Genomic DNA, 25,150 nt, shown 5'->3' with positions numbered 1-25,150 from the left:
AGGTGATACAGGTGAGCCGGGTGACAAAGAGCTTCGCCTCCATATCCGGCGTTCGACGGCGACGGGGAACGTCACCCGTCCTCGGTCCACTCCCCGAGGGAGGCCTGCCCCTCCTCCGGCTCCTCCCGACCGAACGCGCGCGCGTCCGGGTCCTCCGATCCGTTCGATCCGCCCGTCGCTTCCCCGTCCGTCGAGTCCATCGCCGCACCCGCCGCCCAGTCGGTGAGCGTCGAGCCGGGCGGCCCCCGGGTCGCCGTCCGCGATCCGGGGTTCGTTCGTGCACCACCCGCGTCCCCCTCCGACTCGAACCCGCCGAGGGTCGCCTGATCGCCGCCGCCGAAATCGAGCTTCGAGACCCGGACGCCGAGCTTTCGGACCCGCGCGTCCGTAAACTCCGCGAGGAGGTCGAGTGCGACCCGTTCGACGACCGCGGGATCGTCGACCGGCCCGGGGAGACTCTTCGCCCGCGTGTTGACCTCGTAGGGCGGCTCGATGACTTTGATCCCGATGGTGCGGTAGCGACAGCCACGCTCGCGGGCTCGACGGGCCACGTCAGCCGCGAGCGCGCTGACCGTCTCGCGCTTTCGCTCCGCGTCGCCCGTCGTCGACAGCGACGACTCCCGCGAGAGGCTCTTCGGCAGTCCGGTGGGGGTGACCTCGCGGTCGTCCTCGCCGCGGGCACGCGCCCACAGCTCGCGCCCGCGCTCGCCGAAGTCCTCGGAGAGGGCTTCGGGGTCCGCCCGTGCGAGGTCGCCCGCGGTCTCGATCCCCCGCTCCGCGAGCCGTTCCTCGGTGACCGGGCCGACGCCGTGCAGCTCCGCGGTCGGGAGCGGTGCGAGGAACTCGCTCACCGCGCCCGGCGGGACGACGACGAGCCCGTCGGGTTTGTCGGCGTCGCTCGCGACCTTCGCCGTCGACATGTTCGGCGCGACGCCGACGCTCGCGGGGACGCCCACCTCACGGGCGATCCGCTCTTTGATGTGTCTCGCATAGCCCTCCGCGAGCGTACGGGCGTCCGTCGGACCGGCCGCCGCGCTCGTCGCCGGGTCGTCCGGGTCGCCGGCGACCGCCCACGTGGTCCGATCCGTCACGTCGAGGTAGGCCTCGTCGACGCTGACCTCGCGGACGACGCCCGCACAGTCGTGGAGGATGGCTTTCACGTCGCTCGCGATCTCCTTATAAAAATCGAGGTCGACCGGCACGTAGTGGCCCGTTTCCGATGGGTCGGGGGTGTCACCATCGTCCGACTCCGCGTCGGCCCGCCGGGGCAGCCGGTCGAGCGCCTCGGAGATGGGCATCGCGCTCCCGACGCCGAACGCCCGAGCCTCGTAGCTCGCGGTCGCGACCGCGCCGACGGTCTCGCCGGGCTCATAGCCCATTCCGACGACGACGGGCTCCCCACGAAGGTCGGGTCGGCGAAGCCGCTCACAGGAGGCATAAAAGCAGTCCATGTCGACGTGACAGATGATGCGGTCGGTCGCATCCTCGTCCACGCCGACGCCCGGGAGCGTCCCGTCGTCCATCGTCGGTCGGTCGGCCTCGCGCGGACTTAAACGACACCCACCTCGGGTGTCTCGGCCCCGGACGGACCGGTCCCGCACAGCGCCGGAAATTCACCGCTGATACTTGGGGCGAAGTCTGTATATTCCTCGATCCCATAATCCCCGTATGACCGAACGGATCGACGTTCTCCACGTCGACGACGATCCCGCGATGGCCGATCTGACGGCGGCGTACCTCGCGCGTGAACTCGACGCCGTCGAGGTGACGAGCGTCACCGATCCGCAGGAGGCGCTCGACCGGCTCGGCGCCGGAACGGAACACGACCTCCCGTTCGACTGTATCGTCAGCGACTACGACATGCCCGGGATGAACGGGCTTGAGTTCTTCGAGTCCCTCCGGGAGGAGTTTCACCACGTCCCGTTTATCCTCTTTACCGGCAAGGGCTCCGAGGAGATCGCCAGCCAGGCGCTCAACGCGGGCGTCACCGGCTACTTTCAAAAGGGCGGTCCCGAACAGCAGCAGCGGCTCGCCCACCGCGTCGGCGACGCGGTCGAGGAGTCCAGAACGAAGGCCATCGCCGACCGCTACTCGACGGTCATGGAGGCGCTCGGCTACCCGATCTACGTCGTCGATGAGACCGGCACGTTCCAGTTCGTCAACGACGCCTTCGCCGACCTCACCGGCTACGATGTCGAGGAGATCGTCGGGAGCAAACCGGGGATCATCAAGGACGACGCGGCGGTCACGGAGGCGGAGGACCGGCTCGGCACGATCCTCTCCAGTTCGGGACCGGACGTCCAGCGGTTCACCGTCGACATCATCCCGAAGGCGGGCGATCCGATCCCCTGCCGGGACCACATGGCCGTCCTGCCCTACGAGGGCGAGGAGTTCGAGGGGAGCGTCGGTATCCTCCGTGACATCTCCGACGAGCAGCGCCGTCGCGAGGAGCTGGAGACGAAACGGCGGGCGATGGACGAGGCCCCGGTCGGGATCACGATCACGGACCCGACCCGCCCGGACAACCCGATGACCTACGTCAACGACCGGTTCGTCGAGATGACCGGCTACGACCGAGAGGAGGCCGTTGGGGTCAACTGTCGCTTCCTCCAGGGGCCCGAAACCGATCCCGAACCCGTCCGTCGGATGCGCGAGGCGGTCGACGCGGGCGAGCCGGTGACCGTCGAACTGCTGAACTATCGGAAGGACGGCACCGAGTTCTGGAACCGCGTCAGTATGGCGCCGATCCGTGGGCCCGACGGCGAGGTGAAAAACTGGGTCGGCTTCCAGGAGGATATCACCGAGTTCGTGGAGCGCGAGCAGGCGCTCGAACGCCAGAACGAACGGCTCGATTCCTTCGCGAGCATCGTCTCGCATGACCTCCGAAACCCCCTCAACGTCGCCCGCGGTCGGGCCGAACTCGCCCGCGATCCGAACGGCGATCCGCATCTCGACCCCGCTATCGAGGCGCTCGATCGGATGGAGTCGATCATCGACCACACCCTGACGCTCGCCCGGGAGGGACAGACCGTCGGGGATCCGGAGCCGGTCGATCTCGCCTCGAACGTCGAGAAGAGTTGGCGGGCCGTCGCTCCGCAGGCCTCCGTCGGTGGCGACAGGGGTATGGAGAACGGCGAGGGACCTTCCATCGACATTCTCGCCGAGGGCGACGTCCTGGCCGACCCCGACCGCCTCCGTAACCTCTTCGAGAACCTGTTGCGCAACGCCATCGAACACGGCCCCGACGGGGTGACGATCCACGTCGGCGACCTCGAGAACGGCTTTTATGTCGCCGACGACGGCCCCGGGATCGATCCGACGCGGCGCGAGGCGATCTTCGATCCGGGCTACAGCGGGACGTCCGACGGGACCGGGTTCGGGCTGTCGATCGTCCGCGAGATCGCCACCGCACACGGCTGGGCGGTGACGGTGACCGACTCGGAATCGGGCGGCGCACGCTTCGAGTTTACCGGTGTCGACCGTCCGAGGACCGTCGAGGCGGTCGAGTGATCCGGCGGCCGGACGACGTCTTCCGACGGCCGGACGACGCCTTTTCGCTTCCGGCGGCCAATATAAACCGCCGGGGCTCGAATCGACGGGCGTGTCCCGCGATCGCGTCCGCTGTGTCGACTGCTTGGAGCCGATCCCGAGCGACGCGCGTCTCTGTCCGCACTGTTCGGCGCTCCAGCCATCACCGCTGCTCGATGCGGTGCTGGTCGGCGGCGGCGTCTTCGCGTTCCTTTTCGGGCTCATCCTGACCGTTATGACGCTCGGGACGAGCCGACTCGTCGGCTTCACCCTCCTGGTTTCGGGGTTCGGGCTCGTCGTCGGCGGCTACACGCGATATCTCGACCGACAGGACAAACGCCGGTCACGCTGAACGGGCCCCCCCGGGCCGCCGCAACGTTAACATATCGGCCCGACGGAGCGTTCATCGTGTCCGAGGAACCGGCGGATGACGGCCCCCGCGACGGAAAGACGGACGCATCGAGTGACGACCTTCCGGCGTACCCGGGGCGACCGGACCGCTCGGACGTCCCGGACGTCCCCCCGTCCCGCGACCCCGCCGATCCCTCCGGGAGCGGCGTCACCGATCCGGACGCGGTCGACGACGTCCCCACGGTTCGGTGTTCCATCTGCGACCACGAGTGGGACCTCGCGTACGAACTCGACGACCTCCTCGCCGGCAACCGTGCGGTCGAACGGTTCGCGATGGACCACGAGCGCCACACGGGCCACTATCCCGACGGGGTGACCCCTTGGATAGTCACCTGCCGGATCTGTCCGGCCGGCGAACAGTTTCTCGCGGAGCGACCGGCGAACCGCTTTGCCCGAACGCATGCGAGACATACCGGCCATCCGATCGACGTCCATGCCCCCGACGCCGACGTCGCTGACACCGTCGATCCGGCCGAGTACGGCGGTCGGGCCCGTTCGACTCCCGAGCCACAACACGGGGACGGCGGAGGCGCCGAGCAGGATTCGGATGACGACGATCGTGACGGGTCGGCCCGTTAAATACGACCGATCGAACGGCCTTTTATATAGAGCCGGCGAACCACGGGGTCACACGAACTGACGTGACGACGTTTTAAGTCGGATCGCGGCACAGACTGTCCATGGTCACGCCACTCGATGCCGGGCTCGTCCTCGTGGGGGTGCTGCTCGCGTTCATCGGCGCGGCGGTCTCCGTCTACGCCGTCACGCTGACCGGCGTGCTCATCGGCGCCGGCGCGGGCTACCTCCTCTCGCCGACCCTCGTCGGCCTCGTCACGGTGGATGCGGTCGCGCTCACCGGCGGCGTCGTCATCGCGGGCGCCGCCGTGGGCGGGTTTCTCGCGTACGCGGGCCTCTCGTTTGCGGTCGTCGCCATTGGCGGCCTCATCGGCGCGTTCCTCGGCCGCTTCGCGGTGGGTCCGCTCTACGCGGCCGACGCCGCCGGGGTAGAGGGGACCCTCCTTCTCGTCGGGGCGACGCTCGCGGGGCTGGCGGTCGGCGCGCTGTTCGGATTCGTGCTCAGCCGCACCACGCTCGTCGTCTCCACGGCCTTTCTCGGCGGGGCGCTCGCCTCGCGGGCGCTCACCGCCGAGTCGTTCGAGGCGGCCGTTGAGGGGGTCACGGTCGAGCCGATCCTCTTCGACGTCACGTCGCCGGCGTTCCTCGCGATCTTCGTTCTGGGCGTTCTCTCGCAGTTCGGGCTCTTCAAGTTCGGCTACGTGACGCGATTGGTCGGGATCCTGCCGGGTGCCGCCCGCTGGACGGTCAGCGACGACCGCGAAGACGCGAACTCGTCGGGGTGATCCTCTCGTACCGTGCCGTGGCCGACCCCACATCCCGCTCGACGCATCCGTCGAGGGTGTCAGCCGGACGTCGGACGCACGTCAGCCATGCGCGGGCGCCGTTTCGACTGGAACCCGCCTGTGATTCACTCCTGACGCGCTCCACGCCCCCGCATGTCGGGGCCGCCAATGGACCTATGTTTCCGGCGGCCGAAGCGCCGTCATGGACGACCGGCTCGAACGCGTGCTCCGCCAACAGCTCCGCAAAGCCGGCAGGGAGTTCGAGGAGGCGAGACGCGCCTATCGAGAGGGAAAACTCGATCCCGACGGCTCGAACGCTGGGGCCGTGTTGTATGACCTCCCGGCCGACGACGAGGGACGTGCCCGGATCGTCTGTCGGCGATACGCCGAACGACGTGCCCGTCCCGTGGATACGGAGGGACGACCGGCCTGTTTCGAGTCCGGGCATCCCGACTGTGAGGGCTGTGCCGAGGACGTTCGTGCGGGCTGTGTCGAGACGTGGTGAACCGTCACAACGGTCACGGCGGCGTTCCAGACGGTTCGGGGACCATCACCGTGCGATGCAAGCGCCGGTCCCCCGCCGTGTCTCGAACCGGGTCGATAGTTTTTATTCGTCATGTTGTCCCTCTCCCGTATGGGATCGCACCTCACGACCGACCGGCGGGCACGGCTCCTTTCGGTCCTGCGGGTTCAGTATCCGGACGCGCTCGCCGACCACGGCTTTCAGCTCCTCGATCCCGTCTCGGGGGAGCCGTACTCGAACGGCCGGCGGCACCTGGTCGCGACCTGCCGATCGATATCGAACTTCGCGCTGGGTGCGCTCGTGGACGGGCCCGAGTGGTGCCTCGATGCGGTCGATCACGGGTTGCAGTTCCTGCGTGCGGGTCACCGACGCGCGGACGGCGGCTACGACCTCGTCGTCGACGCCGCGGGTGAGCCGGTCGACCGAACCCGGTCGGCGTACGGACACGCGTTCGTCCTCTTGGCGTACGCGCGGGCGGCCGCGGCCGGCGTCGACGGCGCCGAGGCCGACTTGGAGCGGACCCACCACCTCATTGAGGAGCGGTTCCGGGATACCGCCGGCATGCTCCGTAGCGACTGCGGGCCGGACTGGACGGAGCTCGAGGCGTACCGCGGGCAGAACGCCAACATGCACGCCTGCGAGGCGTACCTCGCCGCCTACGAGGCGACCGAGGGGGCCCGCTATCTCGAGCGTGCTCGCCAGCTCGCCGAAACGATCGCGGTCGACCTCGCGACTGAGACGGACGGCCCGTTGTGGGAACACTACACCCCGAACTGGGAGCACGATTTCACGTACAACGAGGACGACCCCCGTCATCAGTTCAGACCGCCGGGATACCAGCCCGGACACCACGTCGAATGGGCGAAGTTCCTCGGCCTGCTCGACCGGTACGGCGCGGGCGAGGGGGACGGGCTCTACACCCGCGCTCACGAGCTGTTCGACGCCGCCGTCGAACTCGGGTGGACCGACGACGGCTTTCTGTACACCGTCGATCGGAACGGCGACCCGATCGTCTCCGACCGCTACGGGTGGGCGCTCGCGGAGGCGATCGGCGCCGCGGCGGTGCTCGCCGAGCGGGCCGACGCACACGGCGACGGCGACGCGGCCGACCGGTTCCGCCGCTGGGAAGCCCGGCTCATCGACCACACGGACGCGTTTCGGGGGCCGGCCGGCCTCTGGTACGAGCGACGCTCGGCGTCCGAGGGCGGGGGCCCGGTCGTCCCGGAGCCCCCGGGAGTCGAACCGGACTACCATCCGGCCGGGGCCTACTTCGAAAGCTGGCGTTCGCTGAGGAAGGGGGCTTAGCGCCTCCTTTCAGCTACCCCGGCGGGGATGGCTCCGACGGTATTGCTTCCGCCGCATCCGGACGGTGATCCCCGCCCGATCGCTGCGCCCGCCTGCCCGCAGTTCCTCCGGAGCTTCCTCGATGGTTCCTCTGGAGCTTCCTCGATGGTTCCTCTGGAGCTTCCTCGATGCATCGAGTGATACCCTTTTAACTATCGGTCGCAAGAGGGCCGACACGAATGCGAAACAAGGCGCTGCTCGTCGGGCTGCTCGTCGTCGTCGCCGTCGGCCTCTCGCTGTCGGGACTGCTCGGTGGGACGGCCGACGAGCCCGTCGAGGGCGCCGTGCCGGCCGACACGCTCATCGAGGTCGACGGCGAGTACGAGCTGTGGCCGTACACGAGCCGGAGCGAGTCGGTCGAGGGACGGACGCTCGCGATCAACGTCGTGTTTCACGACGACGGCGACGCCGTTCTGGAGGCGCTCACCGCACAGCCCGAGACCGACTGGGAGGAGACCGACGAGCTGGAGACGGATGCCGATCCCGATCTCGTTGCCGAAGCGGTGACCGAAACCGACTGGGAGGACGCCCACGGATCGGTCCGGTACTCGTACTTCGAGGGGCCGGACCAGAGTGGCTGGGCGGCCGAGAGCTTCGAACTCCACGACGGCGAGTACCTCGGCTCACGCGATCACATCCGGGCCTACGAATCGCCGGACGGGGCCTATACTGCGATCCAAGTCCACGAGGAGTACTACGACTGGTTCCGGCTCCGGCACACGGTGACCGACATCGACGATCCCGCGGTCCGGCTGGAGGACGAGTTCATCGAGTCGGGCGCGGCGACGGTCTCCCGTGAGCACCGTGGTCTCGACGGCGGCTGGAGCGACGGCTGGCTGACGATCATCGAGCTCGCGGTCCTGCTCCCGGTTCTCGGCACGTTCCTCCACCGCCGCACGCGACGGGCGGGTCTCGAGGCGGCCCGTCGGCTTCGCGGCGAGGCGGGGCGACACGCGGACGCGGCGATCCTCGGGGCCGCGCTCGCGGCGGTCTATCTCGGCGTCCGGGCCGCCGGGATCGGCCTCGAGGTCGCCTATCCGGGGGTCCCGCCGAAGGTGATCGCGGCCCCATTGTATCTCGTCATCGCGGCGGGCCTTCCGGCGCTCGTCCTCGTCGCGGCGGGGCAGTGTGAGCGGACAGCCGCCTTCCTCGGCATCGTCTTCGGCCTCGGAACGGCGTTCGTCCTCGATTTCGCCGGTCTCGGCGTCGCGGTCCCTCCGGAGCTTATCGTCCATCGCGTGGCGATGCTCGCCGCGCTCGGGCTCGTCGCGGTCGGTCGCGCCGCCGCCGAACGGGGCGTGCTTGCCGCCGGGCTGATCGCGTGGGCCGTCGGCCTCGTCCTTCCGCTCGCGGACGTGATCTAAATCCGTGTCCGACCGTCGCCGACACGCTGGCCCGCCGCGATCGTTTCACCGTCCACGAATTGGGGGTCTCCGACCACAGAACTGTTATATCCTCGGTGACGAAGGTAGATGAAGGAATGACGCGAACGACGAGCCGACGATCGGTGCTGGCGGGAACGGGTCTCGCCGTCGCGAGCGCCGGCTGTGTCGGTCGCGTCCGAAACATCGTGAGCCGGGAGCCCTCCGACCAGCTCATGCTCGAGATCGTCACGGTCCCCGCGGACACGGACCCGAACGCCGTCCGGATCGCCAGACATCTCTCCGAACACATGAACGAGGCCGGGATCGACACGCGTATCGACACGGTGAATCTGGACGACCTCCTGCGGCGAAGCCTGCTCAACCACGACTTCGACATCTACGTCGGACAGTTCCCCGAGGCGATGCCGTTCGAACCCGACGCGCTCTACTCGTTCGCCAACTCGCGGTTCGCCGCCGAATCGGGCTGGCAAAACCCGTTCGGATTCACCGAACTCGCCGTCGACGACCTCCTCTCGGAGCAGCGATCCGCGGGGGCGGAGGACCGGGACGCGGTGCTCGCGGAGCTGCAGGAAACCGTCTGTGAGCTCCAGCCGTTCTCCGTCGTCGCGTTCCCGGACGCGGTGACCGCCTACCGCGACGAGCGGTTCGACGGGTGGGAATTCGGGCATCCGACGTCGGCGCAGGGGCTGCTCCGACTTTCATACGTGCCTCCGGAGGAGCGTGAGGGGACCGATACCGACACCGAGGAAGATGCCGACGCGGACGAGTCGAACACGCTCCGGCTCACGACGACCGACGACCGGATCACGGAGAACTGGAACCCCATCGCGGTCGAGTATCGGCGTCACGGCACGTTCACCTCGATGCTGTATGATCCGCTCGTCCGTCGTCACGATGACGGGCCGCTGCCGTGGCTCGCGGAGGGATGGGAATGGCTGGATTCGGAGACGATTCGCATCGACCTACGGGAGGTCGAATGGCACGACGGGGAGCCGCTGACGGCCGACGACGTCGCGTTCACCTACGAGTTCCTCGAGGACACCTCGATGGGGGAAGCCGAGACGCCGATTCCGACCCCGATCTTCCGCGGTCGGAGCACCATCCCCGAGTCAGTCACCGCGGTCGACCGGTCGACCGTGGAGCTGGACGTGGGCTCTGTCAACCCCGATGTCGGAGCCCGGGCGCTCGAGATCCCCGTTCTCCCGGAGCACATCTGGAGCGACCGGACGGAACTCGTGAGCATCGCGGGGATCGCCGTCGACGAGGAGATCACCGAAGCGCTCGTGTCGCCCAACGACGACCCGGTCGGCAGCGGCCCGATCAGGCTCGTCGAGTCGACCGCCGAAACCGAGGTGATCTTCGAGCGGAACCCGGATCACTTCCTCCGGACGCTCGATCCTCTGGAGGAGGTCGACGACGATCCGAACCCGTCGACTGGGGAGACGGACACCGATCCGGTGACGGACGCCCGACCCATCCCGAACGCCTACCGCGGGAAGCCGAGCTTCGAGCGGATCGTCATCGAGGTCGTTCCGTCGGACATCGCGGCCGTCCAGCAGGTCGGCGACGGGCTTGCGGACGGGACCCTCTCGAACCTCGGCCCCGATGCGGTGCCGCGGGTCGGTCGCGAGGCGGACGCGAGGCTCGTGAGCGTGCGGTCGGCCGCGTTCTATCACGTCGGTTACAACGTCAGGCGGGCGCCGCTTTCGAACCCACGGTTCAGGGCGATCATCGCGTCGATGCTCGATAAGACGACGATCGTCGACGACGCGTTCGAGGGATACGCCGCTCCCGCCACCTCGATGCTCGCGGCGTCGCCGGAACTGGTTCCGGAGGAGCTTCGATGGGACGACGATCGGGGAACCGACCCCGTCCATCCGTTTTACGGGAGCAACGGAGCGCTCGATACGGACGCGGTGCGCGATGCGTTCCGCGATGCCGGCTACCGCTACAATGAGGCGGGCGAACTGCTCGCCCGGGACCAATGAGCGTCCTCCTTTCGGTCGTCCTCCGGCTCGTCTTCTGGGTCGGGGTGCTGTGTTTCATCGCCGGCATCGCGCTCATCGGCCCACGGCGGCTCTACGAACTCGGACATGAGGTCGTCCCGATCCTCCGCGATGCCAAGGTCCCGATCGCCGGGCTGCTGGTTGTGCTGATCGTGAGCGCGGTCGGCCGGAGCGCGCTTGAGACGCTCTCGCGACTGGTCGGGATCCCGCTAACCGGCACGATATACGCGCTGGAGGGGGGGTTCGTCGCGTGGCTGCAGGCGACCTTCGTCACGCCGGAGGCCACCATCTACTTCTCGTGGATCTACGTCTACGGGTACGTCTTCCTGCTCGTCTTCCCGTTCATCGCGTACGCCGCGCTCCCGAAGACGACGACGTTTAAACGGCTCATCGTCGCGTACACGCTCAACTACGCCATCGGCTTGCTGATCTACACGATCATCTTCGCACACGGTCCCCGGAACGTGATGCCGGATGCGGTCACGTCGCTTTTATATACGTTCAATCCAGACTTCCAGGCGCTCACGAGCGAGGTGAACGAGAACACCAACGTCTTCCCCTCGCTCCATACGTCGCTCGCGGTGACGGCCGGGGTCTTCGGCTATCTGACCCGGCGGGAGTACCCGATCTGGGCGGGGCTTTCGATATGGCTCGCGGTGTCGGTGATGATCTCGACGATGTACCTCGGGATCCACTGGCTCGTCGACGTGATCGCGGGGATCGGGCTCGCGTTCGGCTGTGTCTACCTCTCCTACCGGTTCATCGAGGACGAAGAACCCGCGGATGGCTCCGACGAGCAACCGGAGGAGGCGACCGCCGACCCCGGCGGTGGCCATCCGGCCGTCGGTGACGGCGGCGACTGAGGTTGCGGCACGGCTGCGCCTCGAAGCGGTCGGCTCCGGGATACGCTCGGGTACGCCCGGGTCGGCACCGTTTATATTCACTCGGCGGTACCACTCGCGTATGTCCCACACCTACGATCCGGTTACGCCCCCGGTCGCGTTGACGGTCGCCGGCAGCGACTCAGGCGGGGGTGCGGGGATCCAGGCGGACCTGAAAACGATGACGGCACACGGGGTCTTCGGCACGTCGGTCGTGACGGCGACGACCGCCCAGAACACCCGGGGGGTCCACGACGTTCACGCGCTGCCGGCGGATCACGTCGCCGCCCAGTACGACGCGGTTCTCGAGGACTTTCCGGTGACCGCGGTCAAGACCGGGATGCTCGCGACCGCCGAGGTCGTCGAGACGGTCGCCGATCGGCTCGCGGACGCCACGGTTCCGACCGTCGTCGATCCCGTGATGGTCGCGGCGACGGGGGATCGGCTCCTCTCGCCGGACGCCGAGGACGCCTACGACGCGCTCATCCGTGAGGCGACGCTCGTCACCCCGAACGCCGACGAGGCCGCGGTGCTCGTCGGGGACCCGATCGAGTCGCTCGCGGACGCCGAGGCGGCGGGCCGGACGCTCGTCGACCGGGGAGCCGACGCGGCACTCATCAAGGGCGGCCATCTCGACGGCGCTGGGTCGTCAATGGACGACGCCGGCGACCCGATGGTCCACGACACCCTCGTCCTCGCGATCGACGACGTGACCGTTCGACGGTTCGAGAACCCGCGGATCGATACGGACGCGACCCACGGCTCCGGCTGTACCCTGTCGAGTGCGATCGCGGCGCGACTCGCCCGCGGGGAGCCGCTTGCGTCGGCCGTCGAGGCCGCGGTCGGGGAGATGAGCGGGGCGATCCGACGCGGCTACGACGTCGGCGGTGGTCCCGGGGCCGTAAACCCGACGACCCTCGATCGGTAGCCGGGCTGCTGTCGAACTGTCACTTATTTCGGCATCGACCGCCTCCGGCACGGAACCCTTTTTCAGCCGGTCGACCAAGAGGAGGTATGGTTATCGCCGAATCGCCCGGGATCGTTCTCCTCGGCGTTATCTCGACGCTTGCGGTGTTTGCGGTGATCCGCTGGGACGCCACCCGGATCGAGCTGTCCCGGCCGGTCCTGTGGGCGACGGTCGCCGCGGTCCCGATCTCGATCGGCTTCGCGATGTACCTCCTCGCGCCGGTGCCGATGACCGGGATCATCGTCACCGCGAACACCGGGCTCGTCCTCTATGGCTTCGAACGGGAGATCAACAGCGAACCGGAGGAGGAGTCGGTCGAGCCCGGAACCCTGCCGAACCGAAAGTGAGCCGGACGCCTCGACTGCGACCGCCGTTCACTCGCCCGTGTGTTCCTCCAATACGGCCTCTAAGACCGGGAGCAGCCACTTCACCTGTGCGCCGTCCTCCACGAAGACGAGCGTCCGCGGCGGTCGGACCGCCTTCGGCCGGACCCGAAGGGAGGCCTCCCGTGCCGCCTCGGCGGCGACGTCGGGGCGGTCGATGAACTCGACACGGACGCGGTCCGGCTGGACGAACACCTCCGCGAGGCGGTCGCCACCCTCCCCTTTCCTCCCCTTCCCGCGTGTGAGGGTGTACGCGAGCGCCCCGTCGACGGTCGGCTCCACGTCCGGGTCGGCATCGGTCACCGTGAGGTCGGTGAGCCACGCCGTGTCGCCGGTCACCTCGCTCGCGAGCAGTTGGGCGATCCGCACGCCGTCGCGGAGGCGGTCCTGCACCATCACTCCCCTCCCTGCATCGCTATTCGCCTCCATTCAGCAGGTTCCGGCGGGCCTTCCCGGCGATCCGTTCCACGTCGATGTCGTGACTTTTCGCGTGGAGGACGGCGGCCGCCTCGATGGTGATCCCGAGCGTCCGCTGTCGTTCGTTGATCGCGGCGACGGCCGCCTGCTTGTCGACGTCCGCGGCGACGATGGCGTCGAGGGCGGCCTCGAAGGTGGACTGCTCGCGGAGGATCGACTCATCGGGGGAGAACCCCTCCGGCAGCTCGACCGCCGTGGGGTCGAACTGTGGAACGAGCGCACCTTCCTCCTCGGCGAGGAGCCCCCGGCCGATGGCGACGTCGACGAGCCGCTTCGCCTGATCGGGTGAGAACCACTCGCGTTCGAGCGAGAGCGCGACGACGAACTCGCCCTCCCCGAGCCGGTCCGTCGCCCGCAGCTTAAACGGCGTCGCGACGGTGACCTCCAGACTCATATGCGAGCGAGGGCGGGCGTCGCCGGTAAACCTACCGGACCGGGACGGACACACCGGACGGTCCGAATCGGGACGGCGTGATCACGCGGTCTCCCGCAGGACGGCGAGGCGCCGTTGGTACTCCTCGTCGGTGAGTTCACCCTCAGCGTATCGGCGGCGCAGGCGCTCCACGGCATCCACGTCCGCCGTCGTCGACAGTTGCGGATCGACGGTCGTGGGCCACTCGTGCCCGGTTCCCGACTCCGTACCGACATCTTGCTCGAGCTCATCCCGTCCGTCGACCGCGAACGCGACCCGGAGGAACCGGTCGACATCGTCCGGACTGACGTCGGGGTTGGCGGCACTCAGCCGCTCCATCTCGCGATCGAGCGACCTCCCGTTGAGATCGCCGCGGGCGTACCGGATCGCCAGCCGCTCGACGCGCGGATCGATGTCGACGTCGCCTTCGATCTCGAAGAGCTGCTCCAGCCGTCGCTCGTACTCATCGAGGTCGATCTCCCCGTTCGTGTACCGGTGCTCGAGCACGTCGAGCGGATCCGGCGTCGTCCCCGTGTCGCCTTCGTCCGCCCGTACCGCCGACAGGACGATGGCGAGGATGCTCACGACGATCAACACCGGTATGAGGAAGGGAAGCCAGAAGACGAACCCGGGTGTCATCCCCGCGGAACCGCCGCTCAACAGGGGCAGTAGCGGCCAGAGCGTGGTGACCAGACTCACGCCGACGATCAGGAAGACACCGACGACACCGATCCACACGACGCTCACGTCTCGCTGTGTCCCGGCGTGTTCCTCGCCCCTGACCATGTCCCTCTCGTCGCGTGAGCGATATTGAATCTTCGTGCTCCGAGCGCTCGTACGACCGGGAGCGGCTGTGGACCACGATTCACCAGCGCTGATCGCTGATAAACCCAGCCACTCCGGGAGTTTGCGATGTCGGTTCACCACCCTTTTTTGCTCCGGGACCCGTACATCGTATATGACAGCGCTGCGCGATGCGCTTCGGGATCTCCCGGACGCGGTGTTTGCGGACCTGCTCGAATCCGACGACGCGTACGTGCTCGTCGTCGACCTCCCCGGTGCGACCGCCGAAACGACCGACGTGGTCGCCGAGGACGGCCGGCTCTCCATCGAAGCCCGCCGCGAGAAGACGACGTCGGAGGGATTCCGATACATCCGTGAGGACCGGCCGTTGTTCCTCGATGCCGAGTTACCCCTCCCGTCGGACGCCGACGGCACCGCGGCCGAAGCCGAAATGGACCGCGGTGTGCTCGAAGTGACCCTCCCCAAATGGCTTGACGGGGACTCGACATCCATCCCGATCGACGACGCCGATCCGGCCTGACGGGTGGTCACGCTGGTCCATCTTCGCTCCTACTGGCGGTTTCTGGTCGTCATTCGGCGGTTCTCGCCGCTGATCATCGCCTACTGGCGGGACCGCCGACGATTTCTCCTCTTCGGCGGCTCACGCGACGTCGACGCGGCTACCCAGCGTGAGCGTGCCGACGTCCTGTTGAACATCCTGCTCACGCTCGGCCCGACGTTCATCAAGCTCGGCCAACTGCTCTCGACACGGCCGGACATCCTCCCGCCCGCCTATATCGAGGTGTTGGAGGACCTCCAGGACGACGTTCCGCCCGCCCCGTGGGAGGAATCACGGCAGGTGTTGGAGGAGGAGTTGGGCCCGGTCGAGGAGACGTTCGACGACTTCTCTACGGAGTCGATAAGCGGGGCCAGCCTCGGGCAGGTGTACACCGCCCGGTATCGTGGCGATGACGTCGCCGTGAAGATCAGACGGCCCGGGATCGAGGAGCTGGTCGAGGCCGACCTGAAGGCGATCCGCTGGTCGTTGCCGCTCGTTCGCCGGTTCATCGGCGGCGGCCGGGCGTTCTCGCTCGAGAACCTCTCCGATGAGTTCGCCAAGACGATCCGCGAGGAGATGAACTACCGCCGCGAGCGCGAGATGCTGGAGGAGATCCGCGCGAACTTCGCGGACAACGATCGGATCCGGATCCCGACCGCCTACGAGGAGGCCTCCGGCCCGCGCGTGCTCACGATGGAGTATATCGGGGGGACGAAGATCAGCCGGATCGACGACCTCGACGCCGCAGGCTTAGACCGCACAGAGATCGCGATGACGCTCCAGCGGGTCTACCTGCAGATGATCGTCGACGACGGCGTCTTCCACGCCGACCCACACCCGGGGAACCTCGCGGTCGACGACGACGGCGCGGTCATCTTTTATGACTTCGGGATGTCCGGCCGCGTCGACCCCTACATTCAGGAGAAGATCGTCGAGTTCTACGTCGCGGTCGCGCGGCAGGACATCGACGGGATCCTCGATACGCTGATCGCCATGGGGACGCTCTCGCCGGAGGCCGACCGCGACGTGATGGGCGAGGTGATGGAGCTCGCGATCGCGGACGCCAGCGGCGAGGACATCGAGCAGTATCGGGTGAACCAGATCATCGAGCAGGTCGAATCGACGATGTACGAGTTCCCGCTGCGGCTCCCGCGGAACCTCGCGCTCGTGTTGCGGGTCGCCACCGTCGTTGAGGGGGTCTGTGTCACCCTCGATCCCGAGTTCGATTTCATCTCGACGGCGACCGACTATCTCCGCGAGCAGGGCTACTACGAGCGGACGGCCCGTGGACTCGCCGAGGACGCGGGGCGACAGATACAGCGAACCACCGAGGCGCTGTTTACCGTCCCGCCGAAGGCCGACCAGTTCCTCGACCGGGCCAACCGCGGCGACCTTCACGTCAACGTCACCATCGAGGACGATACGAACGTGCTTGATAAACTCGCGATGCGGATCGCCTATTCCGTGTTGCTCGCCGTCGGCGTCCTCTCCGCGACGATCCTCTACTCATTCGCCGAGGAGCCACGGCTGGCGCTCGTCGTCCTGGCGCTCGCGTTTCCCCTCGCGATCGCGCTTTACCGATCCTTCCGGAAGAAACGCGTCCTGCACGCGAAACCGCAGTTCACCCGGCAGGGGATGAAGAAGCGACGCGAGGAGTGAGGTCGACCCGACGCGGACGCGGTTTATATACAGCCGCCCGGCGATCTCCCTCACTCCGTTCGCTGCGCTGGGCTGTGTCCATCCGGCTCCGTGGAACTGCCCAGCAAGTGGGAGATGCTGCACCACCGTGTTCAGTTTAGGGGACGCAGCGAGCGGGCCCGAACCCGCCCGTTCGTTTATAAAAGCCGCCGACCTGGGGACGGGGACGTTTATAAACGGGCCATTGCAGTCGGCGCGCTCCGGTGAGCGCCCGGAGGGCGCGAAGCCGAGCGCGAGGGAGCCCACGGCTGGCGGGAACGCCAGCCGTGGCGAGGCTGGGGAGGCGTGAGGCTGCGGTACGGGTACGGCGGCGGTCGATCCTCGTTCGTCGCTACAGCGCCCCTTGATCACCGTCGCTCTTTATAAACAGCCCCACGGTCCCTCACGACCGTTTATCAACAACCCGGGCAACCGACCGCTTGATTCGCACTCCTTGTCGACCGGCCGTTTCAGTGGAAGCACGGCGACAGGAGAGGGATTTCGACGGAGCCGGTCATTTCTTTTCCGGACCTGAGTGTTTATCGCTCCTCTGATATTTGCCCAACCTCGTACCCAGCACCCCACGCAAAGCAGCCGACACAGAGGATCACGATCGTCTCCCATGTCGAATCGACAAGGAAACTCGCAACGAGGAACACCGCACCGACCGAGACGCCGATATACGCCCTTTCAGAGGGCGTGAACGGGAGGCGGTTGCGCGACTGAAGCATCGCGGTCACGAGTGTTGTCCCAAGAATTAGTAACCCCAGCATCGGGAGGGCACCAACGCCAGCGAGTGTCGTCATACAGCGTTGATAATTCAATCATTGTAATAACGTTTGGCTGGTGTTGTACTGACCGACCCGCGTTGTCCGTCCTGCACAACGCTCTGACCCTCGTTTCGAGCCGAGAAGATTCTCAGCGGTCAGTTCGCCCCTTCAGCAACCGGGTGTTTCAGATGAGAATGTGTCTGCAGAAGCGGATTTCAACAAAGCTTCCTGATTCAAATCATCGGCGATTCTTCTCACGATGTTCGAAGAATGCACCGGCCGAGATTCTGAACCGGAACCGAACGTGCTCGCTCCGCTGCGCGCGTCCGGTAGGGTTCAAATCATCGGCGATTCTTCTCACGATGTTCGAAGAATGCACCGGCCGAGATTTGAACTCGGGTTGCAACCATGGCAAGGTTGCGTGATACCACTACACTACCGGTGCCTGTCCGCATCTCACTCTAGGCCCACTCTGAAACATAAGGGTTGCGAACGCTGTCCAGAATGGGGGTCGCCTCATCCCTTTTGTACCCCGCGGGAGTAGGGTCGTCCATGGTCGAAACCGAGGTCTCCGAACTCGAAGGCGAACGCCTCAGGTACAATGGCGACACGTGGGAGCTGACCGGGACGCTGGAGGTGAAACGCAACGGCGAGCTGATCAAGGCGCACGCGAAGAAGCCGGAGCGGGTTCGTGGCTCGGGCGGCCGGTTCATCTTCACGCTCGATACGCCACCCGCCTCGCTCAATCCCGGCAACCTCGGCGAGTTCACCTGCACGCTCACGGAGGACGCCGACGGCTACGGACTCACCGTCGAGCGCGGCGGAAGCACCGATCGGTACGGGCTGACGAAACTGACGTACGAGTGAGTCGGTGTCGGCGATTTCTTTATAATTTGCCACGAAGCCTTTTTAAATAACCTCGACCGCCGTCACCGATATTTCACCAACCATGACTGACAGGAATCGAGAAACTCCGTCTTGAACCGGTGTGAGACACGCTTATGTAACACGATGTACTACTATGTATACATGCCCTCGATCAGTGCCCGCGTCCCCGACGATGACGAAGCCGAGATCGACGCGGTCAGTGAACTCCTCGACGAGGACAAAAGCACCGTTATTCGAAAAGCACTCTCGGAGGGCCTCTCATCGATCCGTCGGCGGATCGCGATCGAACGCTACCAGAGCGGCGAGGTTTCAGTCAACGAGGCGGCCCGAATTGCCGACGTAAGCCTTGCCGAGTGGCTTGAAATTGCCCGTGAACATAACCTTACGACCCAACTCACCCCGGAGGATCTCGATTCCGACGCTGCGGCTGCACGGGAGCTATGACGCGTCTCTTCGTCGATGCAACGACCCTCATCGCGCTCGGAACCGTCGGCGAACTCGACCACCTGCAGAACTTTTCGGGCGATCTTGTCGTCCTTCCGGCAGTGCACGATGAGGTCACGACGGAACCTGCCCGGACAAATGTGGATCGGTTCATCGATCGGTACGAGATTGAGACGACGGATGCCGTCGTTGACGACTACCTTACGCAAGCAAAAGCGGTCCTTGGCGAGGACGAGATAAATGGCGATGTCTATCTGATCGGTGCGGTCCTCGGCTACACTGCAGATGAGCTGTCGGTCGGCATCGTCTCCGATGATCGTCGTGTCCGCACGACGGCTCGTGGACTCGGAGCCGTCGTCACCGGGACGATCGGCGTCGTTGTCCGGGCTGTAGAGGAGGGATTCGATCGCGAGGATGCGTACACGCTCGTCGATCGGATCGACTCCCATGGCCTCCATCTGACGGGGAGCCTTCGGGATACGGCCTACTCACTGATCGATGACGCTGCCGAAACGGCCTCCTCCGATCGATAACATCTCTCCGTCACTCTTTCGTCACGCCTCGCATGCCGCGTGCTGTCACGCACACCACACCGAAACCGCCCTCAGGGCCCGTGTGAACGCCTCTCAGCCACGAATCAGTACCGCCATCCTTTTAGGTGCTCGTACGGAAGTCGGGGTACAGTCTCGCCACGATGCGCACCGAGGATGGACTCACGATCTGTGTTCCGTCCTCCATCGTCCGGGAGGCCGAGGACGTCCGCGAGGCGACTCGCAAACTCGGCACCGTCGCCCGCGCGGCGGCGGTCTTCCGGGCGGAACGACTGCTCGTCTTCCCCGACAGGGAGGGCGAACGGCGACTCGGCGGGGAGTTCGTCCGCGCCGTACTGGGGTACGCCGCGACGCCACCGGAGCTCCGAAAGGACCTCTGGGGTGAACGCGACGCGCTCCGGTACGCGGGGATCCTCCCGCCGCTTCGCGTGTCTTGGCGGACCGGCTCGCCCCCCGACGGGGACGAGTCGACAACACAGGGACTCGTGACCGAGGTCGGACCTGAAGGCCGCGTCCGGGTCAATTCCCCGCTGCGGGAACACCCGATCTCCCTGCTCGTTCCCGACGATCTGTCGGTCGAGCCGGGGGAGCGCGTCACCATCAGGGTCTCTTCGAGAGAACCGGTCCGCGCCCGCATCACCGGAAAGCCGGCGGACGGCTTTCAGGTCGTGTCCGCGGACCTGTCGGCAGCGCTCGATGACGGACTCGCCGTCGCTACGTCGCGACACGGAGAATCGCTCTCCGTCTCGCGGCTCGGTGAGATCGTCGTGGACGCACAGGAGGCTGGCGGCTACGTCGTCGCCTTCGGTGCGCCCGGTCGAGGGCTGCCGGAAATGCTCGGGCTGTCGCCCGAGGAGCTCCGCGCGGCCGTCGCCGACGGCCGCCCGGTCGAACCCGATCCGGGGTTCGACCTCTGGCTGAACACGATCCCGGCACAGGGCAGCGGGGTAGTCCGAACGGAGGAGGCGCTGTTCGCGACCCTCGGCTCGCTCACACTCACGGAGTAAACACATGCCACAACCAAGCCGACCACGAAGAGGCTCGCTGGGCTACGGCCCGCGCACCCGCGCAACGAGCGAGGTGCCACGGATCCGTTCGTGGCCAGACGACGACGGTGCACCCGCACTGCAGGGCTTTGCCGGCTACAAGGCCGGAATGACCCACGTCGTCATGGTCAACGACGAGGCCAACTCGCCGCGTGAGGGGATGGAGGAGTCCGTCCCCGTGACGGTGGTGGAGACGCCACCGATGTACGCGGTCGCCCTGCGCGCCTACGAGGAAACGCCATACGGACAACAGCCGGTCGCGGAGGTCTGGGGAACCGAGTTCCACGACGAACTCGACCGCACCCTCGACCTGCCGACCGACGACACGTTCGAGGAGGACGCCGACGAGCTGCACGAGCTGCTCGATGCCGGCGCCGTCGATGACCTTCGGGTCATCACGCACACGGCCCCCTCGGCGCTCGCGAACGTGCCCAAAAAGAAGCCCGACGTCATGGAGACGCGCGTCGGCGGCGGCTCCCTCGCGGAGCGCGCCGAGTTCGCCCTCGACCTGCTTGAGGAGGGCGGCGCACACGAGTTCGGCGACGTCTTCCGTGCCGGACAGTACACCGACGTCTCCGGCGTCACGAAGGGCAAAGGGACGCAGGGTCCCGTCAAGCGATGGGGCGTCCAGAAGCGGAAGGGTAAACACGCCCGCCAGGGATGGCGGCGTCGGATCGGCAACCTCGGTCCGTGGAACCCCTCCCGCGTGCGTTCCACCGTGCCCCAGCAGGGGCAGACCGGCTACCACCAGCGAACCGAACTCAACAAGCGCCTCATCGCCTTCGGCGACGGGGACGACGCGAGCGTCGACGGCGGCTTCGTCAACTACGGCGAGGTCGACGGCGACTACGCGCTCATCAAGGGTTCGCTGCCGGGGCCGAACAAGCGCCTGCTGCGCTTCCGCCCGGCCGTCCGGCCGAACGACCAGCCGCGCCTCGATCCCGAGGTTCGGTACGTATCCACCGCATCCAACCAGGGCTAATCCATGAATACACCAGTACACGACCTGGACGGCGGCGAGGCGGGCAGCGTCGAGCTGCCGGCCGTCTTCGAAACCGCGTTCCGACCGGACCTCATCGGTCGCGCGGTCGCCGCCGCACAGGCAAACCGGAAACAGGCCTACGGTGCCGACCCGTTCGCCGGGATGCGAACCCCCGCGGAGTCGTTCGGCTCCGGGCGCGGGCTCGCACACGTTCCCCGTCAGGAGAACGTCGCCCGGCGCGTTCCCCACGCCGTGTCGGGACGCCGCGCACACCCACCGAAGGCCGAGAAGGACCAATCGAAGAACCTGAACGACAAGGAGCGACAGCTCGCGACCCGCTCGGCCATCGCGGCCACGGCGGATCCGGCGCTCGTCGCCGAACGCGGGCACGTCTTCGATGACGACCTCGACTTACCGCTCGTCGTTTCCGACGAGTTCGAGGAACTCGTCAAGACCAAGGAGGCGCTCGCCACCTTGGAGGCGCTCGGTGTCGCCGACGACATCACGCGCGCCGAGGACGGTCGCTCCGTCCGTGCCGGCCGCGGCAAGACCCGCGGACGGAAGTACCGCCAGCCGAAGTCGCTGCTCGTCGTGACGAGCGAGGAGCCCTCGCGTGCCGCCCGCAACCTCGCGGGCGTCGACGTCGCGACGGCCTCGGAGGTCAACGCGGAGGACCTCGCGCCGGGTGCACACCCGGGCCGACTGACGCTGTGGACCGAAAGCGCCCTCGAGGAGGTGGCCGACCGATGAGCTCCATCCTCGAACACCCACTCGTTACCGAGCAGGCGATGAACGAGATGGACTTCAAGAACAAGCTGTTGTTCCTCGTCCACGTCGACGCGACGAAACCGGAGATCCGCGATGAGGTGGAGAGCCGGTACGACGTCGTCGTCGACGACGTGAACACGCAGGTGACCCCGCAGGGCAAAAAGAAGGCGATCGTCACGCTGTCGGATGACGACGACGCCACCGAGATCGCCTCCAGAATCGGGGTGTTCTGACCATGGGACGACGAATTCAAGGACAGCGGCGTGGACGCGGCGGCCCGACGTTCCGGGCCCCCTCCCACCGCTACAAGGCGGAGCTGTCGCACCGCACGCTCGAAGACCACGACACGATCACCGGCGAGATCGTCGGGATCGAACACGACCCGGCCCGCTCGGCCCCGCTCGCGGACGTCGAGTTCGAGGACGGCGACCGTCGCCTCGTGCTCGCCCCCGAGGGCGTGCGCGTGGGCGAGACGATCCAGGTCGGTGTGAGCGCGGAGATCAAACCCGGGAACACGCTGCCGCTGGCCGAGATCCCCGAGGGGGTCCCGGTCTGTAACGTCGAAAGCAACCGTGGCGACGGCGGCAAGTTCGCCCGCGCCTCCGGCGTCTCGGCGACCCTGTTGACCCACGACCGCGACGTCGCGGTCGTCCAGCTGCCGAGCGGTGAAGTGAAACGACTGGACCCCAAATGCCGCGCCACGATCGGCGTGGTCGCCGGCGGCGGTCGGACCGAAAAGCCGTACGTCAAGGCCGGAAAGAAGCATCACAAACTGCGTGCCCGCGGGACGAAGTACCCGCGCGTCCGCGGTGTCGCGATGAACGCCGTCGACCATCCGTTCGGTGGTGGCGGCCGACAACATCCCGGCAAGCCGAAGTCGGTCTCGCGGAACGCACCGCCGGGCCGGAAGGTCGGTGACATCGCATCGAAGCGGACCGGACGAGGTGGAAACAAATGAGTTCCGAATACCGTATCGGCCGCGAGGGTGAGGCGTTCACCTACCGTGGTCACTCGCTCGAGGAGTTGCAGGAGATGGACGTAGAGGAGGTCGCGGAACTGTTGCCCGCACGACAGCGGCGAACCATTACGCGGGGGCTGGGCGTCGAGCAGCGGAAGTTGCTCGAAAAGGCCCGGAGCCGCGAGGAGGAGGGGACGGCGAAAAACCCCATCCGGACGCATCTGCGCGACATGCCGATCCTGCCGGAGTTCGTCGGCCTCACCTTTGCCGTGTACAACGGACACAGCTTCGAGCGCGTAAAGATCGAGCCCGAGATGATCGGTCACTATCTCGGCGAGTTCCACCTGACCCGAAGCACCGTCGAACACGGACAGGCCGGCATCGGCGCGACCCGGTCCTCGAAGTTCGTGCCCCTCAAATAATCCATGGGAATCAACTACAGCGTCGAGGCCGACCCGGAGACCACCGCCAAGGGGATGCTCCGTGACCGGCCCATCAGCGTGAAGGACAGCAAGGAGATCTCCCGGGAGATCAAAGGCGAGACCGTCGCCGACGCGGAGGCGTTCCTCCGCGCGGTCATCGACGGCGAGCGTTCGGTCCCGATGCGCCAGCACAACGCCGGCGCGGGCCACCGCTCGGACATCGACGGGTGGGACGCGGGTCGCTACCCCGAGAAGGCCGCCAAGGACTTCCTGAAGCTCCTAGAGAACGTGCGCAACAACGCGAACGAACAGGGCTTCGACGGCGAGGAGATGGTGATCAAACACGTCGCCCCACACAAGGTCGGCGAGCGCCCGGGTCGCAACCCACGCGCGGCCGGCGCGACGAAGTGGAACACCACGCTCGCGGACGTCGAACTGATCATCGAGGACCCGGAGGCGGATAACTAATGGCTGACGAACACGAATTCATCGAGAGCGGGCTCCGGCGCGCACAGATAGACGAGTTCTTCGCGGAGGAGCTCGGCCGCGCTGGGTACGGCGGCATGGACGTCGCCAAGACGCCGATGGGCACCCAGATCGTTTTGAAGGCCGAAAAGCCCGGGATGGTCATCGGCAAGGGCGGAAAGAACATCCGAAAGATCACGAGCGAGCTGGAGACCCGGTTCGACATGGACGACCCGCAGATCGATGTCCAGGAGGTCGACGAACCGGATCTGAACGCACAGATCGTTGCGGATCGGCTCGCGAACGCCCTCGAGCGCGGCTGGTACTTCCGGAAGGCGGGCCACACGACGATCGACCGGATCATGGACGCGGGCGCACTCGGCGCCGAGATCGTCCTCTCCGGGAAGGTCACCGGCGCCCGCTCGCGCGTGGAGAAGTTCAACCGCGGCTACATCAAGCACAACGGCGAGCCCGCACAGACCGTCGTCGACTCCGGTCAGGGTGTCGCGGTGATGAAACTCGGCACGATCGGCGTGACGGTGAAGATCATCCCGCCGGGCGCGAAGCTCCCCGACGACTTCGACGTCCGTGAGGATGCCGAGGTGCCGGAAGTCGAGCAGGCCGCCGGCGACGATGAGGGTGTCGAGGCCCTCCTGGAGGAGGAGCCGGACGAGGTGCCCGAGGTCGAAAGCGACGAGGATGACGACGCCGCCGACGATTCCGTCGACCCCGACGTCATCGACGAGGAGATCGTCGAGGAGGTCGTCGAGGAGACCCACTCGACGGGCGAGGAGGCGACCGACGCCGCGCCCGAGGAGCCGGTCGAGACCGGCGAGACGGACGACGCCGAGTTCGATGACCTCGACGAGGAGATCGAAGCGGAGGCGGCTGACCTCGTCGCCGAGATGGAAGCCGCCGACGAGGAGACGGAGGAGGACAACTGATGGCGATCCTCTACACCGAAGAGATCCGCGACATGACCGCCGCGGAGCGCGAGGTCGAACTGGAGGAACTCGAAACGGAGCTCCTCAATATGAAAGCCCAGCAGGCCGCCGGCGGCATGCCGGAGAGCCCGGGGCGCATGAACGAGCTGAAAAAGACCATCGCTCGGATCAAGACGATCCAGGCGGAAGAAGGCGACTTCGACGACGAGTAATAC

30 protein-coding genes, 1 tRNA gene and 1 pseudogene are annotated in these 25,150 nt (G+C 66.8%); 26 read left to right on the top strand and 6 right to left on the bottom strand.

Annotated elements, in window-relative coordinates; genetic code table 11:
• Window positions 1-71: 71 nt before the first annotated feature.
• Complete coding sequence (locus CHB65_RS09790) at window positions 72-1,523, bottom strand: DNA polymerase Y family protein (protein WP_089384886.1); 1,452 nt, start codon at window positions 1,521-1,523, stop codon at window positions 72-74.
• Window positions 1,524-1,668: 145 nt separating this feature from the next.
• On the opposite strand from CHB65_RS09790, the gene CHB65_RS09785 reads away from it, so the two are divergent.
• From CHB65_RS09785 to CHB65_RS09735, 11 genes and pseudogenes are all read left to right on the top strand, one after another.
• A complete protein-coding gene (locus CHB65_RS09785; RefSeq protein ID WP_089384885.1) occupies window positions 1,669-3,510 on the top strand; it encodes a receiver/sensor box histidine kinase in 1,842 nt (613 codons plus the stop codon).
• A gap of 91 nt (window positions 3,511-3,601) precedes the next feature.
• Window positions 3,602-3,880, top strand: coding sequence for a zinc ribbon domain-containing protein (locus CHB65_RS09780; RefSeq protein WP_089384884.1), 279 nt, complete (start codon window positions 3,602-3,604; stop codon window positions 3,878-3,880).
• A gap of 254 nt (window positions 3,881-4,134) precedes the next feature.
• Window positions 4,135-4,398 (top strand): annotated as a pseudogene (locus CHB65_RS09775) (hypothetical protein); the annotation flags it as partial.
• Window positions 4,399-4,619: 221 nt separating this feature from the next.
• Window positions 4,620-5,300: a phosphate ABC transporter permease gene (locus tag CHB65_RS09770; protein ID WP_089384883.1), complete on the top strand. Its 681-nt coding sequence runs from the start codon at window positions 4,620-4,622 to the stop codon at window positions 5,298-5,300.
• A 202-nt stretch (window positions 5,301-5,502) separates the two neighbouring features.
• A complete protein-coding gene (locus CHB65_RS09765; protein ID WP_089384882.1) occupies window positions 5,503-5,805 on the top strand; it encodes a DUF7091 family protein in 303 nt (100 codons plus the stop codon).
• A 129-nt stretch (window positions 5,806-5,934) separates the two neighbouring features.
• Window positions 5,935-7,128: an AGE family epimerase/isomerase gene (locus CHB65_RS09760; protein ID WP_089384881.1), complete on the top strand. Its 1,194-nt coding sequence runs from the start codon at window positions 5,935-5,937 to the stop codon at window positions 7,126-7,128.
• Window positions 7,129-7,346: 218 nt separating this feature from the next.
• Window positions 7,347-8,531 carry a hypothetical protein gene (locus CHB65_RS09755; RefSeq protein ID WP_089384880.1) on the top strand — a complete coding sequence of 395 codons (1,185 nt, stop codon included), beginning with the start codon at window positions 7,347-7,349 and terminating at the stop codon, window positions 8,529-8,531.
• A 116-nt stretch (window positions 8,532-8,647) separates the two neighbouring features.
• Window positions 8,648-10,540, top strand: coding sequence for an ABC transporter substrate-binding protein (locus CHB65_RS09750; RefSeq protein ID WP_089384879.1), 1,893 nt, complete (start codon window positions 8,648-8,650; stop codon window positions 10,538-10,540).
• Entirely contained in the window at window positions 10,537-11,421 is an 885-nt protein-coding gene (locus CHB65_RS09745) for a phosphatase PAP2 family protein (RefSeq protein ID WP_089384878.1), read from the top strand. The genes CHB65_RS09750 and CHB65_RS09745 overlap by 4 nt, the downstream gene beginning before the upstream one ends.
• 100 nt (window positions 11,422-11,521) lie before the next feature.
• Window positions 11,522-12,367 carry a bifunctional hydroxymethylpyrimidine kinase/phosphomethylpyrimidine kinase gene (gene thiD / locus CHB65_RS09740; protein WP_089384877.1) on the top strand — a complete coding sequence of 282 codons (846 nt, stop codon included), beginning with the start codon at window positions 11,522-11,524 and terminating at the stop codon, window positions 12,365-12,367.
• Window positions 12,368-12,453: 86 nt separating this feature from the next.
• Window positions 12,454-12,753, top strand: coding sequence for a hypothetical protein (locus CHB65_RS09735; RefSeq protein ID WP_089384876.1), 300 nt, complete (start codon window positions 12,454-12,456; stop codon window positions 12,751-12,753).
• Between the two features lie 27 nt (window positions 12,754-12,780).
• Here CHB65_RS09735 and CHB65_RS09730 read toward each other — a convergent pair whose 3' ends face one another.
• The 3 genes from CHB65_RS09730 to CHB65_RS17760 all read right to left on the bottom strand — a co-directional run bounded on the left by CHB65_RS09730 (window position 12,781) and on the right by CHB65_RS17760 (window position 14,464).
• Complete coding sequence (locus CHB65_RS09730; protein WP_089384875.1) at window positions 12,781-13,185, bottom strand: hypothetical protein; 405 nt, start codon at window positions 13,183-13,185, stop codon at window positions 12,781-12,783.
• 19 nt (window positions 13,186-13,204) lie between these two features.
• Entirely contained in the window at window positions 13,205-13,660 is a 456-nt protein-coding gene (locus CHB65_RS09725; RefSeq protein ID WP_179213636.1) for a DUF2240 family protein, read from the bottom strand.
• 81 nt (window positions 13,661-13,741) lie between these two features.
• Complete coding sequence (locus tag CHB65_RS17760) at window positions 13,742-14,464, bottom strand: SHOCT domain-containing protein (protein ID WP_089384874.1); 723 nt, start codon at window positions 14,462-14,464, stop codon at window positions 13,742-13,744.
• A 172-nt stretch (window positions 14,465-14,636) separates the two neighbouring features.
• Between CHB65_RS17760 and CHB65_RS09715 the strand changes: the two genes are divergently transcribed.
• From CHB65_RS09715 to CHB65_RS16900, 3 genes are all read left to right on the top strand, one after another.
• Window positions 14,637-15,002: an Hsp20/alpha crystallin family protein gene (locus CHB65_RS09715; RefSeq protein WP_089384873.1), complete on the top strand. Its 366-nt coding sequence runs from the start codon at window positions 14,637-14,639 to the stop codon at window positions 15,000-15,002.
• A 3-nt stretch (window positions 15,003-15,005) separates the two neighbouring features.
• Entirely contained in the window at window positions 15,006-16,679 is a 1,674-nt protein-coding gene (locus tag CHB65_RS09710; RefSeq protein WP_089384872.1) for an ABC1 kinase family protein, read from the top strand.
• A gap of 127 nt (window positions 16,680-16,806) precedes the next feature.
• On the top strand, window positions 16,807-17,007 hold the full coding sequence (locus CHB65_RS16900; RefSeq protein WP_143420390.1) for a hypothetical protein: 201 nt from the start codon (window positions 16,807-16,809) through the stop codon (window positions 17,005-17,007).
• Between the two features lie 229 nt (window positions 17,008-17,236).
• Here CHB65_RS16900 and CHB65_RS09705 read toward each other — a convergent pair whose 3' ends face one another.
• Window positions 17,237-17,503: a hypothetical protein gene (locus CHB65_RS09705; protein WP_089384871.1), complete on the bottom strand. Its 267-nt coding sequence runs from the start codon at window positions 17,501-17,503 to the stop codon at window positions 17,237-17,239.
• 338 nt (window positions 17,504-17,841) lie between these two features.
• Window positions 17,842-17,912, bottom strand: a tRNA-Gly gene (locus CHB65_RS09700).
• 107 nt (window positions 17,913-18,019) lie between these two features.
• Between CHB65_RS09700 and CHB65_RS09695 the strand changes: the two genes are divergently transcribed.
• The 12 genes from CHB65_RS09695 (at window position 18,020) to rpmC (ending at window position 25,147) form a co-directional block, all read left to right on the top strand.
• Entirely contained in the window at window positions 18,020-18,334 is a 315-nt protein-coding gene (locus tag CHB65_RS09695; protein WP_089384870.1) for a hypothetical protein, read from the top strand.
• A 162-nt stretch (window positions 18,335-18,496) separates the two neighbouring features.
• Entirely contained in the window at window positions 18,497-18,799 is a 303-nt protein-coding gene (locus CHB65_RS09690; protein WP_089384869.1) for a UPF0175 family protein, read from the top strand.
• The gene (locus tag CHB65_RS09685) at window positions 18,796-19,332 is read left to right on the top strand and encodes a hypothetical protein (protein WP_089384868.1); all 537 of its coding nucleotides are present in this window, start codon (window positions 18,796-18,798) and stop codon (window positions 19,330-19,332) included. Before CHB65_RS09690 ends, CHB65_RS09685 begins: the two co-directional genes overlap by 4 nt.
• Before the next feature lie 161 nt (window positions 19,333-19,493).
• The gene (locus tag CHB65_RS09680) at window positions 19,494-20,357 is read left to right on the top strand and encodes a putative RNA uridine N3 methyltransferase (protein ID WP_089384953.1); all 864 of its coding nucleotides are present in this window, start codon (window positions 19,494-19,496) and stop codon (window positions 20,355-20,357) included.
• A gap of 4 nt (window positions 20,358-20,361) precedes the next feature.
• Entirely contained in the window at window positions 20,362-21,378 is a 1,017-nt protein-coding gene (locus CHB65_RS09675) for a 50S ribosomal protein L3 (protein WP_089384867.1), read from the top strand.
• Between the two features lie 3 nt (window positions 21,379-21,381).
• Window positions 21,382-22,128, top strand: a complete 747-nt coding sequence (gene rpl4p / locus CHB65_RS09670) for a 50S ribosomal protein L4 (RefSeq protein ID WP_089384866.1) — start codon at window positions 21,382-21,384, stop codon at window positions 22,126-22,128.
• Window positions 22,125-22,379, top strand: a complete 255-nt coding sequence (locus tag CHB65_RS09665; RefSeq protein ID WP_089384865.1) for a 50S ribosomal protein L23 — start codon at window positions 22,125-22,127, stop codon at window positions 22,377-22,379. Before rpl4p ends, CHB65_RS09665 begins: the two co-directional genes overlap by 4 nt.
• A gap of 2 nt (window positions 22,380-22,381) precedes the next feature.
• A complete protein-coding gene (locus CHB65_RS09660; RefSeq protein WP_089384864.1) occupies window positions 22,382-23,104 on the top strand; it encodes a 50S ribosomal protein L2 in 723 nt (240 codons plus the stop codon).
• Window positions 23,101-23,526, top strand: a complete 426-nt coding sequence (locus tag CHB65_RS09655; RefSeq protein WP_089384863.1) for a 30S ribosomal protein S19 — start codon at window positions 23,101-23,103, stop codon at window positions 23,524-23,526. Before CHB65_RS09660 ends, CHB65_RS09655 begins: the two co-directional genes overlap by 4 nt.
• A gap of 3 nt (window positions 23,527-23,529) precedes the next feature.
• A complete protein-coding gene (locus tag CHB65_RS09650; protein ID WP_089384862.1) occupies window positions 23,530-23,994 on the top strand; it encodes a 50S ribosomal protein L22 in 465 nt (154 codons plus the stop codon).
• The gene (locus tag CHB65_RS09645) at window positions 23,994-24,935 is read left to right on the top strand and encodes a 30S ribosomal protein S3 (protein WP_089384861.1); all 942 of its coding nucleotides are present in this window, start codon (window positions 23,994-23,996) and stop codon (window positions 24,933-24,935) included. Before CHB65_RS09650 ends, CHB65_RS09645 begins: the two co-directional genes overlap by 1 nt.
• Window positions 24,935-25,147: a 50S ribosomal protein L29 gene (rpmC, locus tag CHB65_RS09640; RefSeq protein ID WP_089384860.1), complete on the top strand. Its 213-nt coding sequence runs from the start codon at window positions 24,935-24,937 to the stop codon at window positions 25,145-25,147. The genes CHB65_RS09645 and rpmC overlap by 1 nt, the downstream gene beginning before the upstream one ends.
• The last annotated feature ends 3 nt before the right edge of the window (window positions 25,148-25,150 follow it).

Source organism: Halorubrum vacuolatum (assembly GCF_900188065.1).
GTDB classification, from domain to species: Archaea; Halobacteriota; Halobacteria; order Halobacteriales; family Haloferacaceae; genus Halorubrum; species Halorubrum vacuolatum.
This window is presented reverse-complemented; position numbering and strand designations above follow the sequence as displayed.

Excerpts from the sequence above, each read along its gene's own strand:
- CHB65_RS09680 (WP_089384953.1), top strand. The coding sequence starts at position 19,494 with ATGCGCACCGAGGATGGACTCACGATCTGTGTTCCGTCCTCCATCGTC.
- CHB65_RS09745 (WP_089384878.1), top strand. The coding sequence starts at position 10,537 with ATGAGCGTCCTCCTTTCGGTCGTCCTCCGGCTCGTCTTCTGGGTCGGG.
- CHB65_RS09725 (WP_179213636.1), bottom strand. The coding sequence starts at position 13,660 with ATGAGTCTGGAGGTCACCGTCGCGACGCCGTTTAAGCTGCGGGCGACG.
- CHB65_RS09755 (WP_089384880.1), top strand. The coding sequence starts at position 7,347 with ATGCGAAACAAGGCGCTGCTCGTCGGGCTGCTCGTCGTCGTCGCCGTC.
- CHB65_RS09665 (WP_089384865.1), top strand. The coding sequence starts at position 22,125 with ATGAGCTCCATCCTCGAACACCCACTCGTTACCGAGCAGGCGATGAAC.
- CHB65_RS09770 (WP_089384883.1), top strand. The coding sequence starts at position 4,620 with ATGGTCACGCCACTCGATGCCGGGCTCGTCCTCGTGGGGGTGCTGCTC.
- CHB65_RS09735 (WP_089384876.1), top strand. The coding sequence starts at position 12,454 with ATGGTTATCGCCGAATCGCCCGGGATCGTTCTCCTCGGCGTTATCTCG.
- CHB65_RS09695 (WP_089384870.1), top strand. The coding sequence starts at position 18,020 with ATGGTCGAAACCGAGGTCTCCGAACTCGAAGGCGAACGCCTCAGGTAC.
- CHB65_RS09760 (WP_089384881.1), top strand. The coding sequence starts at position 5,935 with ATGGGATCGCACCTCACGACCGACCGGCGGGCACGGCTCCTTTCGGTC.
- CHB65_RS09685 (WP_089384868.1), top strand. The coding sequence starts at position 18,796 with ATGACGCGTCTCTTCGTCGATGCAACGACCCTCATCGCGCTCGGAACC.
- thiD (WP_089384877.1), top strand. The coding sequence starts at position 11,522 with ATGTCCCACACCTACGATCCGGTTACGCCCCCGGTCGCGTTGACGGTC.
- CHB65_RS09675 (WP_089384867.1), top strand. The coding sequence starts at position 20,362 with ATGCCACAACCAAGCCGACCACGAAGAGGCTCGCTGGGCTACGGCCCG.
- rpl4p (WP_089384866.1), top strand. The coding sequence starts at position 21,382 with ATGAATACACCAGTACACGACCTGGACGGCGGCGAGGCGGGCAGCGTC.
- CHB65_RS09785 (WP_089384885.1), top strand. The coding sequence starts at position 1,669 with ATGACCGAACGGATCGACGTTCTCCACGTCGACGACGATCCCGCGATG.
- CHB65_RS09655 (WP_089384863.1), top strand. The coding sequence starts at position 23,101 with ATGAGTTCCGAATACCGTATCGGCCGCGAGGGTGAGGCGTTCACCTAC.
- CHB65_RS09790 (WP_089384886.1), bottom strand. The coding sequence starts at position 1,523 with ATGGACGACGGGACGCTCCCGGGCGTCGGCGTGGACGAGGATGCGACC.
- CHB65_RS09645 (WP_089384861.1), top strand. The coding sequence starts at position 23,994 with ATGGCTGACGAACACGAATTCATCGAGAGCGGGCTCCGGCGCGCACAG.
- CHB65_RS09715 (WP_089384873.1), top strand. The coding sequence starts at position 14,637 with ATGACAGCGCTGCGCGATGCGCTTCGGGATCTCCCGGACGCGGTGTTT.
- rpmC (WP_089384860.1), top strand. The coding sequence starts at position 24,935 with ATGGCGATCCTCTACACCGAAGAGATCCGCGACATGACCGCCGCGGAG.
- CHB65_RS09750 (WP_089384879.1), top strand. The coding sequence starts at position 8,648 with ATGACGCGAACGACGAGCCGACGATCGGTGCTGGCGGGAACGGGTCTC.
- CHB65_RS09650 (WP_089384862.1), top strand. The coding sequence starts at position 23,530 with ATGGGAATCAACTACAGCGTCGAGGCCGACCCGGAGACCACCGCCAAG.
- CHB65_RS17760 (WP_089384874.1), bottom strand. The coding sequence starts at position 14,464 with ATGGTCAGGGGCGAGGAACACGCCGGGACACAGCGAGACGTGAGCGTC.
- CHB65_RS09730 (WP_089384875.1), bottom strand. The coding sequence starts at position 13,185 with ATGGTGCAGGACCGCCTCCGCGACGGCGTGCGGATCGCCCAACTGCTC.
- CHB65_RS09660 (WP_089384864.1), top strand. The coding sequence starts at position 22,382 with ATGGGACGACGAATTCAAGGACAGCGGCGTGGACGCGGCGGCCCGACG.
- CHB65_RS09705 (WP_089384871.1), bottom strand. The coding sequence starts at position 17,503 with ATGACGACACTCGCTGGCGTTGGTGCCCTCCCGATGCTGGGGTTACTA.
- CHB65_RS09765 (WP_089384882.1), top strand. The coding sequence starts at position 5,503 with ATGGACGACCGGCTCGAACGCGTGCTCCGCCAACAGCTCCGCAAAGCC.
- CHB65_RS09690 (WP_089384869.1), top strand. The coding sequence starts at position 18,497 with ATGCCCTCGATCAGTGCCCGCGTCCCCGACGATGACGAAGCCGAGATC.